This is a genomic window from Ruegeria sp. HKCCA5426, from assembly GCF_013034585.1.
Lineage (GTDB): Bacteria > Pseudomonadota > Alphaproteobacteria > Rhodobacterales > Rhodobacteraceae > Ruegeria.
In genome coordinates, this window is the sequence record NZ_WQGH01000002.1 from 102,954 (window position 1) to 121,313 (window position 18,360).

Annotated in this window: 25 protein-coding genes and 1 pseudogene; 16 read left to right on the forward strand and 10 right to left on the reverse strand. The window is 56.8% G+C overall.

What is annotated here, in order from left to right:
• Positions 1 to 27: 27 nt before the first annotated feature.
• The 3 genes from GOV87_RS03040 (at position 28) to GOV87_RS20620 (ending at position 1,795) form a co-directional block, all read left to right on the forward strand.
• On the forward strand, positions 28 to 246 hold the full coding sequence (locus GOV87_RS03040) for a helix-turn-helix domain-containing protein (protein WP_170602299.1): 219 nt from the start codon (positions 28 to 30) through the stop codon (positions 244 to 246).
• A complete protein-coding gene (locus GOV87_RS03045; protein WP_171177354.1) occupies positions 243 to 464 on the forward strand; it encodes a helix-turn-helix domain-containing protein in 222 nt (73 codons plus the stop codon). The genes GOV87_RS03040 and GOV87_RS03045 overlap by 4 nt, the downstream gene beginning before the upstream one ends.
• Positions 465 to 529: 65 nt before the next feature.
• A complete protein-coding gene (locus GOV87_RS20620; RefSeq protein ID WP_371813454.1) occupies positions 530 to 1,795 on the forward strand; it encodes a hypothetical protein in 1,266 nt (421 codons plus the stop codon).
• Positions 1,796 to 1,830: 35 nt separating this feature from the next.
• On the opposite strand, the pseudogene GOV87_RS20625 reads toward GOV87_RS20620, so the two are convergent.
• Positions 1,831 to 2,403: pseudogene (locus tag GOV87_RS20625) on the reverse strand (SOS response-associated peptidase); the annotation flags it as partial.
• A 351-nt stretch (positions 2,404 to 2,754) separates the two neighbouring features.
• Here GOV87_RS20625 and GOV87_RS03055 point away from each other — a divergent pair.
• From GOV87_RS03055 to GOV87_RS03085, 7 genes are all read left to right on the forward strand, one after another.
• Positions 2,755 to 3,072, forward strand: a complete 318-nt coding sequence (locus GOV87_RS03055) for a hypothetical protein (RefSeq protein ID WP_171210788.1) — start codon at positions 2,755 to 2,757, stop codon at positions 3,070 to 3,072.
• 154 nt (positions 3,073 to 3,226) lie between these two features.
• Entirely contained in the window at positions 3,227 to 3,607 is a 381-nt protein-coding gene (locus GOV87_RS03060) for a hypothetical protein (RefSeq protein ID WP_171210789.1), read from the forward strand.
• Positions 3,608 to 3,785: 178 nt separating this feature from the next.
• Positions 3,786 to 5,744 carry a threonine--tRNA ligase gene (thrS, locus tag GOV87_RS03065; protein WP_171210790.1) on the forward strand — a complete coding sequence of 653 codons (1,959 nt, stop codon included), beginning with the start codon at positions 3,786 to 3,788 and terminating at the stop codon, positions 5,742 to 5,744.
• Between the two features lie 220 nt (positions 5,745 to 5,964).
• Positions 5,965 to 6,267 (forward strand): DUF2282 domain-containing protein, encoded by a 303-nt coding sequence (locus GOV87_RS03070; protein ID WP_171122091.1) that lies wholly within the window; start codon positions 5,965 to 5,967, stop codon positions 6,265 to 6,267.
• Positions 6,268 to 6,337: 70 nt separating this feature from the next.
• The gene (locus GOV87_RS03075; protein ID WP_171210791.1) at positions 6,338 to 7,195 is read left to right on the forward strand and encodes a DUF692 family multinuclear iron-containing protein; all 858 of its coding nucleotides are present in this window, start codon (positions 6,338 to 6,340) and stop codon (positions 7,193 to 7,195) included.
• Positions 7,192 to 7,953: a DNA-binding domain-containing protein gene (locus tag GOV87_RS03080; protein WP_171210792.1), complete on the forward strand. Its 762-nt coding sequence runs from the start codon at positions 7,192 to 7,194 to the stop codon at positions 7,951 to 7,953. The genes GOV87_RS03075 and GOV87_RS03080 overlap by 4 nt, the downstream gene beginning before the upstream one ends.
• A complete protein-coding gene (locus tag GOV87_RS03085) occupies positions 7,950 to 8,468 on the forward strand; it encodes a DoxX family membrane protein (RefSeq protein WP_171122088.1) in 519 nt (172 codons plus the stop codon). Before GOV87_RS03080 ends, GOV87_RS03085 begins: the two co-directional genes overlap by 4 nt.
• A gap of 1 nt (position 8,469) precedes the next feature.
• Here the strand turns inward: GOV87_RS03085 and GOV87_RS03090 are convergent, their stop codons facing one another.
• Positions 8,470 to 8,838, reverse strand: a complete 369-nt coding sequence (locus tag GOV87_RS03090) for a hypothetical protein (protein WP_171122087.1) — start codon at positions 8,836 to 8,838, stop codon at positions 8,470 to 8,472.
• 41 nt (positions 8,839 to 8,879) lie between these two features.
• Positions 8,880 to 9,197, reverse strand: a complete 318-nt coding sequence (locus tag GOV87_RS03095; protein WP_171126603.1) for an ArsC/Spx/MgsR family protein — start codon at positions 9,195 to 9,197, stop codon at positions 8,880 to 8,882.
• Between the two features lie 215 nt (positions 9,198 to 9,412).
• Between GOV87_RS03095 and GOV87_RS03100 the strand changes: the two genes are divergently transcribed.
• Positions 9,413 to 9,619 carry a cold-shock protein gene (locus GOV87_RS03100; protein WP_170382500.1) on the forward strand — a complete coding sequence of 69 codons (207 nt, stop codon included), beginning with the start codon at positions 9,413 to 9,415 and terminating at the stop codon, positions 9,617 to 9,619.
• Positions 9,620 to 9,697: 78 nt separating this feature from the next.
• Here GOV87_RS03100 and GOV87_RS03105 read toward each other — a convergent pair whose 3' ends face one another.
• The gene (locus tag GOV87_RS03105; RefSeq protein WP_171210793.1) at positions 9,698 to 10,006 is read right to left on the reverse strand and encodes a hypothetical protein; all 309 of its coding nucleotides are present in this window, start codon (positions 10,004 to 10,006) and stop codon (positions 9,698 to 9,700) included.
• A 61-nt stretch (positions 10,007 to 10,067) separates the two neighbouring features.
• A complete protein-coding gene (gene thyX, locus GOV87_RS03110) occupies positions 10,068 to 10,979 on the reverse strand; it encodes an FAD-dependent thymidylate synthase (protein ID WP_171210794.1) in 912 nt (303 codons plus the stop codon).
• A gap of 175 nt (positions 10,980 to 11,154) precedes the next feature.
• On the opposite strand from thyX, the gene GOV87_RS03115 reads away from it, so the two are divergent.
• The 3 genes from GOV87_RS03115 to GOV87_RS03125 are packed head-to-tail and all read left to right on the forward strand — an operon-like array spanning position 11,155 to position 13,006.
• Entirely contained in the window at positions 11,155 to 11,583 is a 429-nt protein-coding gene (locus tag GOV87_RS03115; RefSeq protein WP_171126467.1) for a VOC family protein, read from the forward strand.
• Positions 11,580 to 12,287, forward strand: a complete 708-nt coding sequence (locus tag GOV87_RS03120) for a DUF1194 domain-containing protein (RefSeq protein ID WP_171210795.1) — start codon at positions 11,580 to 11,582, stop codon at positions 12,285 to 12,287. The genes GOV87_RS03115 and GOV87_RS03120 overlap by 4 nt, the downstream gene beginning before the upstream one ends.
• Entirely contained in the window at positions 12,284 to 13,006 is a 723-nt protein-coding gene (locus GOV87_RS03125) for a DUF1194 domain-containing protein (protein WP_171210796.1), read from the forward strand. Before GOV87_RS03120 ends, GOV87_RS03125 begins: the two co-directional genes overlap by 4 nt.
• On the opposite strand, the gene GOV87_RS03130 is transcribed toward GOV87_RS03125, so the two are convergent.
• From GOV87_RS03130 to GOV87_RS03140, 3 genes are all read right to left on the reverse strand, one after another.
• Positions 13,007 to 13,504, reverse strand: a complete 498-nt coding sequence (locus tag GOV87_RS03130; protein WP_171210797.1) for a MarR family winged helix-turn-helix transcriptional regulator — start codon at positions 13,502 to 13,504, stop codon at positions 13,007 to 13,009. It abuts the gene before it with no gap.
• Between the two features lie 78 nt (positions 13,505 to 13,582).
• A complete protein-coding gene (locus GOV87_RS03135) occupies positions 13,583 to 13,840 on the reverse strand; it encodes a succinate dehydrogenase assembly factor 2 (RefSeq protein ID WP_171210798.1) in 258 nt (85 codons plus the stop codon).
• A complete protein-coding gene (locus GOV87_RS03140) occupies positions 13,837 to 14,229 on the reverse strand; it encodes a helix-turn-helix domain-containing protein (RefSeq protein ID WP_171210799.1) in 393 nt (130 codons plus the stop codon). The genes GOV87_RS03135 and GOV87_RS03140 overlap by 4 nt, the downstream gene beginning before the upstream one ends.
• A 91-nt stretch (positions 14,230 to 14,320) precedes the next feature.
• On the opposite strand from GOV87_RS03140, the gene GOV87_RS03145 reads away from it, so the two are divergent.
• Both GOV87_RS03145 and GOV87_RS03150 read left to right on the forward strand, forming a co-directional pair.
• On the forward strand, positions 14,321 to 15,523 hold the full coding sequence (locus GOV87_RS03145) for a pyridoxal phosphate-dependent aminotransferase (protein ID WP_171210800.1): 1,203 nt from the start codon (positions 14,321 to 14,323) through the stop codon (positions 15,521 to 15,523).
• An 11-nt stretch (positions 15,524 to 15,534) separates the two neighbouring features.
• Positions 15,535 to 15,936: a hypothetical protein gene (locus GOV87_RS03150; protein ID WP_171210801.1), complete on the forward strand. Its 402-nt coding sequence runs from the start codon at positions 15,535 to 15,537 to the stop codon at positions 15,934 to 15,936.
• On the opposite strand, the gene GOV87_RS03155 is transcribed toward GOV87_RS03150, so the two are convergent.
• Positions 15,937 to 17,310: an MATE family efflux transporter gene (locus GOV87_RS03155; protein ID WP_171122076.1), complete on the reverse strand. Its 1,374-nt coding sequence runs from the start codon at positions 17,308 to 17,310 to the stop codon at positions 15,937 to 15,939. It lies immediately after the preceding gene.
• A 104-nt stretch (positions 17,311 to 17,414) separates the two neighbouring features.
• The gene (gene ppk2, locus GOV87_RS03160) at positions 17,415 to 18,338 is read right to left on the reverse strand and encodes a polyphosphate kinase 2 (protein WP_171210802.1); all 924 of its coding nucleotides are present in this window, start codon (positions 18,336 to 18,338) and stop codon (positions 17,415 to 17,417) included.
• Positions 18,339 to 18,360 lie beyond the last annotated feature (22 nt).

An 18,360-nucleotide genomic window follows, 5' to 3' on the forward strand; every position in this document is an offset into this window, starting at 1 on the left:
GTCACGACCTAATTAATGGAGTGACACATGGCTAGAGAGCCTGACCTGACTATCGCCGAGGCATGCACTGAGATGAACGTCTCGCGTAATGCGGTCGGCAAGCTGATAGCGTCCGGGCAATTGTCTACTTACTTCGTAGGCAAGCAAGAGCGCATCACTCGAACCTCACTAGATGAGTACAAGGCGAACAACGCCTACGTGCCCGACCCTGCCCTTTTGGCTAAGGTGGCAGGAGACGCAGCATGAGCGCCCCGGTCCCTACCCCAAATCAATCCTCGGACCTGTCCGTTAAGGAAACCTGTCGCGAGTTGCAGGTGTCGTCCTCGACCGTCTGGCGCTGGCTCAGTAGCGGCGAGTTGACCGGCTACTCGAACGGGCGCGTCACGCGCATCGACCGCGCCAGCATCGACGCCTTCAAGGAACGGAACCGCATCCAGCCAAAGGAGCGAGACGATGCCGCGTGATCTGGACCTGGCGCTCCTGAACCAGCGAGCGTGAGGGAAATAAGTGCTGTTTCGGAGGGGCATCAGTGACGCGAACAGTGACCGCCTCTGCCCGAGCCGCCGAAACACGCAGGAAAACGATGAATTGCCCGCAACACAAGTTCTGTGGGCACAAGATGAAGGAAAACGGTGAAATGGCGCGTAATCGGAGCACCCCGCCGCTCAGCTACACGCGGATTGAACTGACCAACCCCGAGACGGTTGGCAAGCACTACCGCTGGGGCGCTGACGACGAACTGGTCAAGGAAACCGTTGGTTGGCTCAACGCGGGGCGGGCTTTCGTGGACCAGGCCATCAACATGGCGGATTTCGCAACGGTGCTGAACACGGAGCTACGCGCTGGGCAGGACGTGCTGACCTACGGCGTCCCAACAGTCGACATGCCCGACGATGGTGTACCGCTGGTCACTAAGGGGCGGGTGACACCCGGCACCATCGCCCGCAGCGAAGACTATTTCGCCTGGCCCAAGGGTCCAGCCATCCTTGCCGCCGACTACGACCCACGATCCGACCACGCCGCGCTGAGCCGTGACGAGTTGTGGCGACAGGTTGTGACCGCTGCGCCGGGATATGCCGACCATGACGTGTTGTGGGGCTGCTCATCGTCCTCCTTCATCTTTGACGCCGATTTCGGTGACGAGGTGGTCGGACTGAAAGGACAACGCGTTTACATGGGCGTTGAGGACGGCACGGACATACCCCGCGCCGCCGCTGTTCTGCTCAAGCGCCTCTGGCTGAACGGGTTCGGCTACATCCTCATCTCAGCCAGTGGCACGCAACTGATCCGCGCCACGCTTGATCCGTGCATGTACCAGCCCTCACGACTGGACTACGCCAGTGGGGCAGTATGTGGCGAGGGTTTGGAGCAACGCCGCCCTGACGCCTTCCTGATCAGCGAAGGTTTGGCCCTAGCCGATACGCGACGGGTTTTTCCTGACCTGACATCCGATGAGGAGCGTGAATATGCGGAGCGTGTTGCGCGCGAAATGGCGCGGACGCGGAATGCCGCACTCGCCCAGCGCGGGGCCTGGGCAGACGAACGGCTTGAGGTGGAGGCGCGCACGGCGCTGGGCGTCGCGGCTACGCCACGGGCCATCGCCGCGCACGTGACCGACGCCACGCAGCGCGGACGGCGCAAGGAACTGCTGGATATGCTTGAGACGGAACACACGGTCCTTGAGTCGGATTTCGTGCTGCACCTGTCCAACGGGCAACTCGTGACCGTAGGCAGACTAGTGTCAGACTTTTCTCCTACGCCCGATCTGACGATACCCATCTCATCTGAGGCATAGGGCTTTAGCAGTTCAAAGGCCTCCGCGGCGCTGCCACCTAACCAGGCCTCATAATCACTTGGACAGAGTATGACTGGCATTCTCTGCGGATGTATCGGACGCACAATGTCATTCGCTGAGGTGGTTATTACTGTGTACGCAGGAACCTCTTCTGGGCCCTCTTTGCCTTCGTATCGCGACACTTGCCACATCCCGGCAAACGCAAACGGCGGGCGAGCCCCGGATCCTTTGAGCGCGAACCAGTGGTATGTCGCTGGATTGCGCCCTTGCGCCTCGCAAAACGAGCTTGCAGGTACGAGACAACGGCGCTCTACGAAACTGTTCTTCCACAGCCCGCTCTTCAGGACCTTGTCGTCACGCGCATTGTTCCAGGCATGAGGTTGCAAGATGGCGCCAGTCTTTTTTGATTTCTTGGTCGTTCGAAACCCCCAGGACAGAGACACGAGTTCACGCGCGCCGTCTTGGTCCTTCCTGACGATGGGCGCCATGTTCTTTGGGTAGATTGCTGGAAGCGGTTCCGCGTTTCCGAGCCTGTCTTTTTCTACGGCGACGTCGAATAGCTGCCGCATCGCATCTGCCGGTGTCGTATTCGAATAGAGGTTACACATTAATCTGCCTCACTTACCTTAGCGTTTACGAAAAAAAGTGGCGAACAACAGTTCAGCCCACGATGGCGGAAGCCACGGCTTCGCTAATCCTGAATGCATTTGTACAGTATCCCTAGGACATTTGAGAGAGAGACATAAATGCGGGCACCTGAACGACCTTGCCTGGTGCGTCTATCGAATGCGCAAATGATCGCAATTTGGCATCCATTATGCTATATAAAATAGATACTTATCTCTTGGCGCCTTCACTTTCTGAGAACAGAGGAGTCCACTGTGCCAACACCTCTCTTTAAGCCTGGTCATTCCGGTAATCCGGGTGGGCGACCCAAGCTGGACCCCGAGACAAGAAAGTTGATCCAGTCGAACGGCGAGATCGCTGTGAAACGCATGAATGATCTTTTGTCGATGGACGAACTCTTCAATCGCATAGATGGGAACGGCGAATTTGTATCGGGAAAACTCTCTGGCAAAGAACAAATCGCTTTGTTGGCCCTAGCTCAGGACCGAGCCTTCGGACGCGCTGATGGCGTTAGCATCACGCACACCCACAGCGGAACTGTAGGCATGAGCGTCAATCCAACACAGCGGCTCAAAGACATCAGCGACCGCCTTCCAGAGAGATTGGCTCAACAGAAGGTGATTGAGTCAAAACTGGATGACGACGAATAGTCTCCAACCATCACGTAGCTACTGCCGGGTTTAGAGGTTTGGGTTTGTGCCTACAAGCCATGCGCCCGCGCACGTAAGCCGCCTCGAGTTGACGACCCTATATTGTATTTGATATCGAAGGCGCCCTTTTCCAAAAAATTAGGAGGACCTGCATATGTGGGTAGCATTCTCGACGCCCGAGGGTTCGGGCTTTTTCTCTGCCGTTGCAAAGGATGAGTACGGCAAAACCAGCGGGCCGAACATCGGTTCTCGCGTCTGTCTGCGGTTCCGCCGCGCTCAGGACGCCGAACTTCTGCGCGATTATGGTATGGACGGCGAGGTGATCGAAACACCGGACGGCGACTATCGTTTCCGGGCGTTCATCCCACGCAACCACCTCGTGACCGTGCTGATGAACTTGGGCAATCACATGTCCTACCCCAATTTCAAGAACAGTATTCCCGAGGATGACATACTACTAGCAAACGCCTGCCACGAGGCATGGGCAGTGTTCGGCGACTTACAGGAGGGCGGGCCATACGGTGCAGGACAGTGATTGCACCGCCCTGACAATCGCTATATGAGACGCCTCGTGGCTTTATTGTCGCCAAAAGCCACAAAACAGTGACGAGTGACGCCGAAACGTCCAGAAAAATTGCTGTTTTCAGAACCTTAAATGGCGATACCCGCAACCGGGCGTTCAGTGGGCGCCAAACCGACGAGGAGAGCCAACCATGGCCCTGGATTCAAAATCCGTCTCTCTCACTTTTCCCGATGGCAATGCACGTTCCTATGACGCAGGCGTAACGCCCGCGCAGGTGGCTGCCGATATCTCGACCTCGCTGGCCAAAAAAGCGATCTCTGCCACGGTCGACGGCAAGCATTGGGATCTGCAATGGCCCATCGAAGCAGATGCCCAAATCGCCATCCATACCATGAAGGATGAAGATCAGGCCAATGAACTGATCCGCCACGATCTGGCGCATGTCATGGCCCGCGCCGTGCAGGAAATCTGGCCCGCCACCAAAGTCACCATCGGCCCCGTGATCGACAATGGCTGGTACTATGACTTTGACCGCGAGGAACCCTTCACGCCCGAAGATCTCGGCCTCATCGAGAAAAAGATGAAAGAGATCATCAACAAGCGCGACCCCGTCACCACCGAGGTCTGGGACCGCGACCGCGCGATCGAATTCTACAAAGCCAATAACGAGCCCTATAAGGTCGAGCTGATCGAAGCCATTCCGGGCGATGAACCGCTGCGGATGTACTGGCACGGCCACTGGCAAGACCTGTGCCGCGGTCCGCACCTGCAGCACACCGGCCAACTGCCCGGCGATGCGTTCAAGCTGATGTCCATCGCGGGCGCCTATTGGCGTGGTGACAGCGACCGCGCGATGTTGCAGCGGATCTATGGCGTGGCTTTCACCGGCAAGGAAAAGCTGAAAGCCCACCTGCATATGCTGGAAGAGGCTGCCAAGCGCGACCACCGCAAGCTGGGCCGCGAGATGAACCTGTTCCACATGCAGGAGGAGGCCCCCGGTCAGATCTTCTGGCATCCGAACGGTTGGAAAATCTACACCACCCTTCAGGACTACATGCGCCGAATGCAGGAGCGTGACGGCTATGTCGAGGTCAACACCCCGCAAGTTGTCGACCGCAAATTGTGGGAGGCCTCGGGTCACTGGGACAAATATCAGGAAAACATGTTCATCGTCGAAGTGGACGAAGAGCATGCCCGCGAAAAGGCGATCAACGCGCTGAAGCCGATGAACTGCCCCTGCCACGTGCAGGTGTTCAATCAGGGCCTGAAGTCCTATCGCGACCTGCCTCTGCGTATGGCCGAGTTCGGATCTTGCGCGCGTTACGAACCCTCGGGGGCGCTGCACGGTATCATGCGGGTGCGGGGGTTCACGCAGGACGATGGCCATATCTTCTGCGCCGAGGATCAGATTGAATCCGAAACCGCCAAGTTCATCGCGTTCCTGTCCAAGGTCTATGCCGATCTAGGCTTCCACGACTGGACGATCAAACTGTCCACCCGCCCCGAAAAGCGGATCGGGTCCGATGAAAGCTGGGATCTGGTTGAAAAGGCCCTTGGGGATGCCTGTAAGGCCGCCGGGTACGACTATGAGGTTCTCGAAGGCGAAGGGGCGTTCTACGGACCCAAGCTGGAATTCACTCTGACCGATGCAATTGGCCGGACATGGCAGTGCGGAACTCTGCAGGTTGACCCCAATCTGCCCGAGCGTCTGGACGCCAGCTTTATTGGCGCAGATGGCGCGAAACACCGCCCCTTCATGCTACACCGGGCGACTCTGGGCTCGTTCGAACGCTTCATCGGCATCCTGATCGAGGAACACGCTGGCAAACTGCCTTTCTGGCTGGCCCCGCGTCAGGTTGTCGTCGCCTCGATCACCTCCGAGGCCGATGACTATGTCTCCGAAGTGGTGGAAACGCTCAAAGCGGCAGGCGTGCGGGCCGAAGCGGACATTCGCAATGAAAAGATCAACTACAAAGTCCGCGAGCATTCTGTCGGTAAAGTGCCGGTGATTTTGGCCGTCGGTCACCGCGAAGTCGAAGACCGTACCGTCAGCGTGCGCCGTCTGGGTGAAAAACAAACTCAGGTTCAATCCCTCGAGACTGTAACAATTGAGCTGTCAAAGGCGGCAACTCCGCCTGATCTGCTGTAACATTCAGCATCAATTTGACTGCGATCCGGCCCCAAGACGGGGCCGGATTGAAATATTTTCCATTTTCGAATTCAAAAACAATGTGTTACCCTTCAAGAGGGCATGACCTTGCCTGACGGGGTTGTGAGACACGGGCTCGTGAATTTAACTGAGCCCTCAAAGCCACTACCTTTGTCATTGTCAAACACAGACATACGCAGTCATCAAAAGGATTTCCGAGATGTCGAACACCGCTAAATCCCTCGTTATCGCAAGTGCCGTTGCTGCAGCAGTATCTGGCATGGCCACCACCGCGACCGCGCAAGCCAAGGAAAAGTGCTATGGCGTATCGCTAGCAGGTGAAAACGATTGCGCCGCGGGCCCCGGCACCACCTGCGCCGGTACATCGACCGTAGATTATCAGGGCAACGCCTGGACCCTTGTCGATGCGGGCACCTGCGCCGATATCGAACTGCCGAAATCGGCAGATGGTTCGGACCGCAAAGGCTCGCTGGAGCCGCTGGAACGCGACCTGCCGGCATAAGCCTAAGCCTTGAAGAATTTGGGGGCGGGCCATAACGCCCGCCTCTTTTTCGTGACCGGGGAATATTCTCATGCTGGACAATGCAATCCGATCGAACAGACTGCCTTCGGCACCGGGCGTCGGCTACAAGCCCCAGCACTTTGCCGAGATCCTCGAGCACGCGAACCCGGTTGCCTGGCTTGAGATTCATGCCGAGAACTATATGGGGGACGGCGGCAGGCCGCTTGCGCAGCTTCGTCACCTTTCAGAACAATTCCCCATTTCAGTTCACGGCGTTGGCATGTCCATCGGAGGAGAGGCTCCGCTGGATTCCGATCATCTGTCCCGCCTGAAGCAACTTGTCGGCTGGCTCAACCCCGCAAGTTTCTCGGAACATCTGGCTTGGTCGACCCATGACAGCCATTTCCTGAACGACTTGCTGCCCCTGCCCTATACCGACGCCACCCTTGCCCGGATTTGCGGGCATATTGATCAGGTGCAAGACGTTGTTGGCCGTCAGATGCTGCTTGAAAACCCCTCCAGCTACCTCGCCTTCGAAGAAAGCACCTGGTCCGAGCCCGAGTTTTTGTCCGAGATCACCCGGCGCACCGGATGCGGTTTGTTGCTGGATGTGAACAACGTATTTGTCTCGGCCACCAATCTGGATTTCTCTCCGCAGGGCTACATAGATGCCTATCCGCTGGACAAGGTCGGAGAGATTCATTTGGGCGGCCATGACGAAGACGAAGATGACCACGGCCACCCCTTGCTGATCGACAGCCACGGGCGCGAAGTCGTTGACCCTGTTTGGGCGCTATTGGACTATGTACTCGAAAAATCAGGCCCAAAGCCGGTTTTGATTGAATGGGACACAGACGTACCGGACTGGCCTGTCTTGAGGGCCGAGGCTGAACGGGCGCAGACGGCGTTGGACCGCATTCCGGCATGAGTGTATCTCAGACCGCATTCCATACTGCATTGCTGGATCCCTCCCAAGCGGTTCCCGACGGGTTGGTGGATTCATCCGATCAACCTGCTGGTCGTCGTTTCAGCGTTTATCGCAATAACGTGGCCGTTTCGTTGACCGAAGCGATGCATCAGGCCTTCCCGGTGATCACCAAGCTGCTCGGTACACAGAACATGGATGGGCTGTCCGGGATATTTCTGCGCAAGCACCCTCCGACGACCCCGCTGATGATGTTCTATGGCGAGGAGTTTCCCCAGTTTCTGACCGGGATGGAGCAGTTGGCGCATCTTGGATACCTCGCGGATGTTGCCTGTTTGGAATTGGCGCTGCGCCGCTCTTACCACGCCGCTGACAGCACGGCAGTCGACGCCGAGGCTCTGGCCGTTTCTCCCGAAGAAGTCATGCAGGCGAAACTGGAATTCGCTCCGTCGATGCAAATTATCCGGTCCGAATGGCCGATATTCTCGATCTGGCGCTTTAATACGCAAGACGATGCACCAAAGCCTCAGGCCATCGGTGAAGATGTATTGGTCACCCGACCCGAATACGATCCCGCTCCGCACTTGCTGCCCGCAGGCGGCGCGGATTGGATCGCAGATATGATGACCGGTTTGACCATTGGTCAGGCGTTTGAAAACACATCTGCGATGACCCCCGAGTTTGATCTCGGGAACACTCTGGCGCTACTGCTGCAAGGTGGCGCCATTACTTCTGTGACTATCGAAAGGCTGGCACAATGACTGCCCTGATCTCTCTTCACAACAACGTTCTGGGACGGCTGGACAGCTCAGCCAACTGGCTGACCCCGACGCTTGCACGGTTGGTTTTTGTTGCTGTTTTGTTTGTTTACTATTGGAACTCTGCGACGCTGAAAATAGATGGATCTATTTTCTCGGCCTCTGCCGGTGCGTTCGGTCAGATATTCCCCAAGGCGGCTGAGGCTGTTTTGTACGACGTCACCCAGATGACCTTCTTTCAACGCATAGTGATCTTTCTGGGTACGGTTGCCGAGTTTGTTCTGCCGGTCTTGTTGCTGGTTGGACTGCTGACTCGGGTCGCGGCGCTGGCCATGATCGGGTTTGTGTGGGTGCAAACCATTGTCGATGTCACCGGCCACGGTGTGAAACTGGGTGGTCTGTTCGACAACGCCATCACACTGATGGATCAGCGCGTCATGTGGACGTTCCTGTTCCTGGTGATCGTCATCAACGGCGCAGGTCCGATCTCGCTTGATCGTCTGCTGCGCCTGAAGTGACCTAGAAATGCGCCTTGGGCTCGTCCGGTTTACCCGCGGCCAGCCCAAGGAGGCCCGCCACTGCAGCAAATGCCACAGGGAACATTGTAAACGCATTGAACCCAAACGCGTAATACATCCCAGCCGCGGAAATCAGCAGTAAGACCCCACCGAACAATGCCCGCGCATGAGCCATGGCCCCACCCGCGATTGCCAGCAGGGGCGCAATGATGGACATGGTTTGAATAAGCTGGGCGTTGTCCACTTGCTCGGCCAGCCCTTCGACTTCGCCGAACCGGTCAATCAGCTCTACATAGCCGTAGCCAAAAAAGCCGACAATCATACCGATCAGTCCGGCAATCACACCCAAAATCATCGCTGCGTTACGCATTTCTTGTCCTCATTCTTGCGTCAAAGCAGATAGGTACGCTTTCAGGAAACGCCAAGTGCTGTCTTGGTTTCCGGGGTCCAACCCAAAAAAAGCGCGCCATCCCGTTCAATCAGCGGTCGTTTCATCAGGGTCGGATGATCCTGTATCAGCTCCAAGGGAGGTCGCGCGCGCTGCTCTTCATCCAGACCACGCCATGTGGTTGACCGTGTATTAAGCAAACCACCGCCGAAAATATCGAACGCCTCAGACAGTACAGATTCAGGCACGCCTTGGCTGCGAACATCAAAAAATTCGGCAGAAGGAAGTGATTTCAAAGCCTTACGGCAAGTATCACATGTCTTTAGACCAAAAAGGCGCATTTTTAGGCAACTCCTGATTTTGAGCCAATTTTTAGCATTTTCGCCTGCTTCTTTCGGTAATTCTTGATTTTTTACTTCACCGTGCAATGTTGAAAAAGACGAAATGCGCAATCCGGGCCGTGGCGTGTGGGCGAGGCGGTGATGTGTTGCGGTGGCGTCAATCACTACCCCCACCAATTTGTGGGACAACGTGTAAGTAGAAGGAGACACGGGAAATGCCAACTGGCACCGTGAAATGGTTTAATACCACTAAAGGCTATGGGTTTATTGCCCCTGATGAGGGCGGCAAGGACGTATTTGTTCATATCTCGGCCGTAGAACGGTCCGGTCTGACCGGGCTCGCTGACAATCAGAAAATCTCGTACGAGCTGCAAGACGGACGTGATGGCCGCCAAATGGCTGCTGATTTGAAGCCGCTTTAATTTCCCCGTTACTGCGGGAACTAAAAACAGGCCAACGGCTAATTTTCAGCCGTTGTCCGCCGCTAAAGGTGTGCGACCTTACCCTCGGGCCGGTTTATCTTCGGCACGGGTATGCCAGTATTGTCCCATTGCCACAATGCATGACGTGCCCGTCGAATACGTGACGACCATGGTCCAGTCACCTGATTTACTGGTCCAGACCTCCATCAACTGTTCGGGTCCACGCAGGCCGGTTGCGTGCCGCTTGGCCCCGAACTGACGAAGAAGCTTGTCATGCATTTTCGGGGTCGGTTCGCAGATCACTTCGGCTATTGGCGACTTGGCAGAAACCGGAGTCGCCAACAACAAACCAACGCATACGTATCTAAGAGGTGTCACAAATGTCATGCACCGATCGTAACAGTTTCATGACAAAATGTATAGACAACCGATATGCCTTATCCGGGCATCATCCTTTCTGGATGACACCCTGAAACTCGCGCCATTCCCGCGCGGTCATCCCTGAATTCTCCTGTGTCACAGCCTCGCCCGACAGCGTTCTGCGCAGGCAATCGACCATCTGCGCAGACAGGTTCACCGCGCCCAGCCGATAGTCTTCGAACGCACGATAGGCAAACGGAACCCAGTCGGCGACGATCTTGCACATGGTGTCGGCATAAACACGGATTTCATACTGAGCATGCGGGTCAGCGCGCAAACGCAGGAAGTGGAACAGATTGTGCAGGTCCACCTTCCAATACCATTGCGTATAAATATTTGCTGGCAAGTTCATCCGCGCCAATTCGCGCGCCAATCCTTGCTGGCCATCCTGACTGATCATCGCCTCGTAGTTGTCGTAACAGCGGGCACTATCTGCCTTGAGCATTTCCAGAACGCGCGCGGCCTCTTCCCCCTGCAGGGCGTCACCTCGGCCCTGGTTGTTGATCTCGGACTGCGCCGCGACGTGGTCGGGCGCGGGGATGTAGAACTCACGATCAAGGATCGAGTAACGGGCCGAGTATTCGTTCACATTTGCTGTCCGGTGCCGAATCCACTGACGCGCGACAAAGACGGGCAGTTTGACGTGCAGCTTGATCTCGCACATCTCGAACGGGGTCGAATGCCAATGCCGCATCAAATAGCGTATCAGGCCTTCGTCGTTCTGAACGGACTTGGTGCCCTTGCCATAGGAAACGCGGGCGGCCTGACAAATGGCGGCGTCATCGCCCATATAGTCGATCACGCGCACAAAACCGTGGTCCAGGACCTGATGCGCGGTGTAAAGGTGATCCTCCATTCCCGCTGCCACAACGCGGCGTGTTGGATGCGATTGCGCCCGTTGCGCTTCGATCTCGGCCAGTTGGTCGGTGGACAGCGGCATGAATATTCCTTTCCAGCAATGAGTCGCCCACCACTATATCTCGACAACTCCACGACCGGAACCGCGATATGTGCGCCCTGCACAGCAAATTTTAAAATGTGCCCCGGCGGCCTCTCGACACGCTTGGTCTGCGCGCTAATCTGCAGGCTATCACCGAAATAGAAAGGAAGCCGCAATGGGGCTCACATACCTCCACACCATGGTGCGTGTTAAAGATCTGGAGAAATCCATGGCGTTTTATGAGCTGCTTGGCCTGAAAGAGACACGCCGTTACGAAAGTGAAGAGGGGCGTTTTTCCTTGATCTTCATGGCGCCTCCGGGACAGGAGGACCGGCCGATCGAGCTGACTTACAATTGGGATGGCGATGATGCGCTGCCCAGTGACAGCCGGCATTTCGGGCACCTCGCCTATGGAGTGGACAACATCTATGACATGTGCCAGCAGTTGCAGGACAATGGCGTGGTTATAAACCGCCCACCACGTGACGGCAGAATGGCTTTCGTGCGGTCACCTGACAATATTTCTGTCGAACTGCTCCAGAACGGTGAAGCTTTGGCCCCGGCAGAGCCCTGGGTCAGCATGGACAGCACTGGCCACTGGTGATCCGCTGGCTTGCAACACTGGGTCTGGCCTTTATGGCCGGCCCCCCCCTGAAGGCCGAGACCTGCCGCCTCGCCCTTGCGCTGGCTATGGATATCTCTACCTCGGTCGATGCGACCGAGGATATCTTGCAGCGGCAGGGTTTAGCCGCTGCTCTTATCGCGCCCGAGGTCACGCAGGCGTTTTTCTCGTCGCCCATGCCCGTTGCCCTGGCCGTTTACGAATGGAGCGGCCGCGACACACAACACGTCATTCTGGACTGGACGATGATCCGAACGCAGGCTGATCTTCTGACCGCAGCCGCGACAGTTCAAGGTTCGGTCAGAACCGACAGTGGTTCAGCCACCGCCATGGGATACGCGCTGGCATTCGGGGCGACGTTGATGCAACAGGCTCCGGCGTGCCTGTTCCAAACCATCGACCTGTCTGGTGATGGGTCTAACAACGATGGGTACGGGCCAGATTCCGCGTACAGGCACTTCCCGTTTGAAAACACGGTGGTCAACGGTCTGGTCATCAATGCCGCGGATTTTGAGGGAGAGTTGTTTCTCATCCCGTTTTTCGAAAACAACGTCCTGCATGGCCCCGGCGCGTTTCTGGAAGTCGCGCAGGGGTTCGAGGACTTTGAGCGCGCAATGCGCCGCAAGCTGGAACGCGAACTTAAGGGGCTGCAAATCGGCGCCCTTCAAGATGCCGACCCCGAATGATACGCCCGATCGCGATTGCGGCTTCTTTTCTGGGCAGCCCGGCGGCGTGTGACTGCAGACAGGCGCTGGCCCTGGGTCTGGACGTATCGGGGTCTGTCGATCAGGCGGAATACCGGTTGCAACTGGACGGTGTCGCTGCTGCGTTGCAAAGCCCGGAAGTCCAACAGTTGATCCTGTCCGAAGGGTTAGCTCCGGTGCGAATGGCGATCTTCGAATGGAGTGAAACTCATCACCAGCGTATCCTTGTGAACTGGACCGATATCCGAGTTCGCCAAGACCTTGCGCGGATTGAAGCCAAATTAAGCTCGGTGACCCGCAGCAATGCGCCGCAGGGCACGGCGCTTGGATCGGCGATGCGGTTCGGGGCCGATCTATTGGCGCAACAGTCCGAATGCTGGAAACGAACACTTGATCTGTCCGGGGATGGCAAACGCAACCTTGGTCCCCATCCACAAGAGGTCAAGATCGAGCTGTCTCGAAGTGGGATCACCATCAATGGGCTGGTCATCGGTGTCGACGACGCCGATCAATCCGATCAGCGCACGGTTCAGGTAAGTGAACTGACGGCCTATTTCACCACCTCGGTCATAATGGGCCCCGATGCTTTTGTGGAAGTCGCGTTGGGGTTTGCCGACTACAAAGCTGCGATGACTCGCAAACTGATCCGAGAGCTGGAGGGCCTGTCCGTGTCCGAGGTCGGCCGGACCGCCCGCCCCTAGCTAGTAAATATAGCGGATCTGATCCGTCCAATACCGCTCCACCCGGCGCAGTGACCCCGTGACATCCTCGATCCCTTCGAATTCCAGCACCCCGCGGGATTGCAGACCTTCGGCATGACGAGAAAACAATTCGGATACGATGTCACGGATCTGTCGCCCTTGTGGGGTTAGTCGGACCCGAACGGAACGGCGATCAATCTCGCACCGTTGATGGTGCATATACCCCATTTCCACCAGTTTTTTCAGGTTATAGCTGACGTTGCTGCCCTGATAGTAGCCGCGACTTTTCAATTCACCAGCCGTAACCTCGTGATCGCCTATATTGAACAGAAGCAACGCCTGCACAGCGTTGATTTCCAATACGCCGACGCGTTCAAACTCATCCTTGATGACATCCAGAAGCAGACGGTGCAGTCGCTCGACCAAGGCGAGCGCCTCAAGGTAACTGGTCATGAAACCCTTGGCCGCCGGCGCGGAGACCTGCATTTCCATACTCATCCGATCCTCCGATTCAATCGCGCTGTTTCACGCAGCATGAATCGAAAAACCGAAAAATCAGTTAAGTCCGGTTTCTCGTTATTTTTGAAACGTTTGAGCGATATCCGAAATTAAATCGGAATATTTCGCAGGCGGCGCGACCTGACCTGTCACCCACTGATAGAGGTCCTGATCATTTTCGTGCAGTAGCGCGTCATAGTTATCCAACCCGCCCCCATCCATTCCAGCTAGGTTCCGATCCGCATATGCCGACAAAATCAAGTCCATTTCCTTGATCCCCCGACGCATAGATCGCATTTTCAGGCGTTTGATCCTGACGTCCCGGGTTTCGGTCATTTGCTTTGCTCCAGCATCAGTCGGACGCGCTTTTCCAGACGCGCTGCGCGCTCGGAACTGGCGCGCATTTCACCCCTGATCGAGCGTAGTTCAGCAACGACCTCGGCCAGTTCGGGCGTGCTTTCGTCGGCTTCGACAGGCGCATCCATCCCCTCGCCTTCGCCCGTCAACAACCACATAATCGAGACATTGACCATACCAGCCAGCATCGACAGACGGTTGGCCCGAGGCTCGGACAGGTCATTTTCCCACGCCGCGATCGTGGCCTTCTTTACCCCCAATCGGCGCGCCAATTGAGACTGTGTCATTCCACCGGCTTCCCGCGCGCCAGCCAACCGATCCCCGAATGTTGCAGCGTCCGGCCCATACCAGTCGTTTTCATCGTTCATTCGGGTCTCCAATTCTATAGGTCATATTGCTTGATCGTCATTCGGGCGCACCCTATGACAGACAAGTTGATCATTCAAACAGAGGGCCCCAATGAGTTTCCTGTCTGCGACACTGTCACGCGTAAAACCGTCGCCTACAATCGCAATGACGGCCAAAGCCGCCGAATTGAAGGCCGCCGGACGTGACGTTATCGGTCTAAGCGCCGGGGAACCGGACTTTGACACCCCTCAGAATATCAAGGACGCCGCGGTCGCCGCCATCGCCGCGGGCAAGACGAAATACACAGCACCCGACGGCATCCCCGAACTCAAAGAGGCCGCTTGCGTCAAGATGAAGCGCGATCACGGGCTGGAATATACCCCTGCGCAGATTTCAGTTGGCACCGGGGGCAAGCAGACGCTTTTTAACGCGCTGATGGCCACGATAAACGAAGGCGATGAGGTCATTATCCCCGCCCCCTATTGGGTTAGCTACCCTGACATGGTGTTGCTGGCGGGCGGTACTCCGGTGATCGTGGAAACAACGCTTGAAAACAGCTTCAAGCTGACTCCAGACCAGCTTGAGGCCGCGATCACGCCTAAGACCAAGTGGTTCATCTTTAACTCTCCGTCCAATCCCACCGGCGCAGGGTATAGCCGCGCGGAACTGAAGGCGTTGACGGAAGTTCTTATGCGTCACCCGCATGTGTGGATCATGTCGGATGATATGTATGAACACTTGGCCTATGACGGGTTCGAGTTCTGCACCCCGGCAGAGGTTGAACCTGGGCTGTACGAACGCACACTGACCTGCAACGGCGTGTCCAAGGCCTATGCCATGACCGGGTGGCGGATCGGATACGCGGCGGGACCGGTGGAATTGATTGCGGCGATGCGCAAAATCCAATCTCAGTCGACGTCGAACCCCTGTTCCGTCAGCCAATGGGCAGCGGTCGAGGCTTTGAATGGAACACAGGCGTTTCTGGCCCCGAACAACGTGACGTTCAAACGTCGCCGCGATCTGGTGGTGCAGATGCTGAACGATATTGACGGCATAACCTGCCCCACGCCCGAGGGCGCATTCTATGTCTATCCATCCATTGCGGGGCTAATCGGCAAGACATCACCTGCGGGCACTGTGATCGAAAACGACGAGGCGTTCGCAACCGCCCTGCTGCAAGAGGCGGATGTGGCCGTCGTGTTCGGCGCAGCCTTTGGTCTGTCGCCGAATTTCCGCGTCAGCTATGCAACGTCGGACGAGGCGCTAACCGAAGCTTGCACACGCATACAACGCTTTTGCGCGTCCCTGACCTGATCGGAGGTTTCATGACAGCAATGTTGCCTGAATACTATTTCCGTGTTCGAGAAAACGGTGCAGTGGTTTTCAAGATCGACACTGAAAACCGCCAGCGCCGGATCGAGATGGATCAGATTGCTGTCATCAACATCCGCAACGGTGAGGTCAAACCACATGGCCAACGCTCGCTGTCCGAGACGGATCGGACTGAAATCGAGCGGTGGATGGACGAGCGCAAAGAGCTGTTGGCCCGCCGGGATATCGACGACATTCACCGGGCGGTCGACTACCTGAATCTGACCGCGCAATGGGCGCAATCCAAGGCAACCGACGAACAGCTTGAAGACGTTACGGACCGGTTGCTGCTGGCGATGCACGATCTGCGGTCGGTGCTGGTGCGCAAGAAAGCTGATCGCTTGGACAAAAGCTGATCAGGCCGAATTGCTGGCGGCCATCGGAACCCCGCGAACGGACCGTAGCCAGAACCGGGCCATCAGAAGAACGGCCGCGCAGGCCAGTCCCAGAACGAGACCGAGCCAGACGCCGATGCCGTCCATCCCGCGGACAAAGCCAAAGTAATACGAGGCCGGGATTCCAATCACCCAATAGCTAAGCCCCGCCATCACCATCGGTATCTTGGCGTCCTGCAACCCTCGCAACAGGCCCAGAGCGATAACCTGCGCTCCGTCCACCAGTTGAAACAGTGCCGCCATCGCCAGAAGCCCGGTGCCGATCAGCAGGATTTGCGAGCGCTGCGGATCATCGGGTTCCATGAACAGCGAAATCAACGGTTCGGCGCAGGTCAGGAACAGGATCACCGTCAGGATCGACATCACTAAGGACATCCCCGTCACCGCGATCGCCCCTTTTTCAAGATGCGCCCGATCTTTGCGCCCCAGCGCATTACCCGCGCGGATCGTGGCCGCATTGGACAGGCCCAGATGCACCATGAACGTGGCCGATGCGAGGTTCAGTGCAATCCCATGGGCCGCCAACGGCACCTGCCCCAGCCAGCCCATCATGATCGCTGACATTGCAAACAGGCTGACCTCGGCCAATGTGGTCAAGCCGATGGGCACGCCCAAACGCAGCACGCTGAAGAAGAATTCCCAATCCGGCCGCCAAAAGCGTTGAAACAGGCTGTGTTCAGGCAAAACGCGCACTGCATAGATTACGACGAATACCAATGAAACGATCTGTGTCACGACCGAGGCAATAGCCGCACCAATAACGCCAAGCTCTGGCGCGCCCCAGTTTCCAAAGATCAGCGCATAGTTGGTGAACCCGTTGACCACGGCGGCTGTGACGGTGATCCACAACACGATCTGAGTGCGTTCGAGCGCCGCCAGATAGGATTTCAACACCATTACTATAAGCGCCGGAAATAACCCCCAGCCTGCAACCCGCAGGTATTCGGATGCGGTTTTGGCCACCTCCGGCTCCTGATCCAATGCAATCAAGATCGGGTACGACCACCACAAAAGCGGCATCATCAACGCCGCATAGATCAGCGACAGCCACAGCCCCATGCGGGTCGAGCGACGAATGCTCGTCTCGTCCTCTTCGGCGGCGGCGGTGGCTACGATGGGCATGACGGCCCACCCAAACCCAGCACCAAACAGAAACAACACAAAGTAATAGCTGCTGGCCAGCGTGACTGCGGCCAGCGCCTCGACCCCATACCATCCCAGCATGATGGTATCGGTCAGACCGATGGCAAACTGCGCCAGATGCCCGCCGATCAACGGCAGGCCCAGTACGGCAATAGCCCGGAAATGGCCGCGATATGTCATCACCTTGTTCATTGCCCCAGCCTTATGCCCGGCCAGAGGCCGGGACAAGACCAGAACAGTGAAATTTCACAGTGAGACTATGAAACCCAAGACAAAATCCACGCCCCGGACACCCCCTATCGCGCGTCAGGGTGCAGCGAGTTACCCAGAATATGCTCGGACCGATGGATCACGTGATGTGCCTGTCCGACAATCAGCGGATCGGGTTCACCCACGATGTCATGGTCCTTATCCGGATAATCCAGCGTCGACAGGAAGTGACGCATCGTATTGAGGCGCGCGCGCTTCTTGTCGTTCGACTTGATGATGGTCCACGGGGCGTCGGCTGTGTCTGTATAGAAGAACATCGCCTCTTTCGCTTCGGTGTAGTCCTCCCACTTGTCCAGGCTGGCCTTGTCGATGGGAGACAGCTTCCACTGCTTCAACGGATCAGTCTCGCGGCTTTTGAACCGGCGCTGCTGTTCGGTTTGCGTGACCGAGAACCAGTATTTGTAAAGCTGAATGCCGGAACGAACCAACATACGCTCTAGCTCTGGGGTTTGCCGCATGAACTCAAGGTATTCATTCGGAGAGCAGAACCCCATGACCCGCTCGACACCCGCACGGTTGTACCAGGAGCGGTCGTAGAAAACCATTTCCCCAACCGTTGGCAATTCCTGCACGTAACGCTGGTAATACCATTGGCCTTTTTCTTCCCATGTCGGCTTGTTCAAGGCCACAACGCGGGCTTGCCGTGGGTTCAGATGCTCCATGAACCTTTTGATGGTCCCCCCCTTGCCTGCGGCATCGCGCCCCTCAAACAGCAACACGAACCGCTGACCGGTCTCCTGCGCCCATAGCTGGACTTTCAGCAATTCGGCCTGCAACTGGGCCTTTTGTTCTTCGTACGTTTTACGGGCCAACTTGCGGTCATAAGGATATTTGCCGCTTTCGAAAGCATGGCGAATCTTGTCCGGGCTTGGCTGGCGTTCTGTGTCGGCCAAAGGTGGTACGATTTGAACCCGACCGTTTTTCTGTTCGATCTGCGCCGCTGTTTCCATTCAGTCTCTCCTTGCTACACTG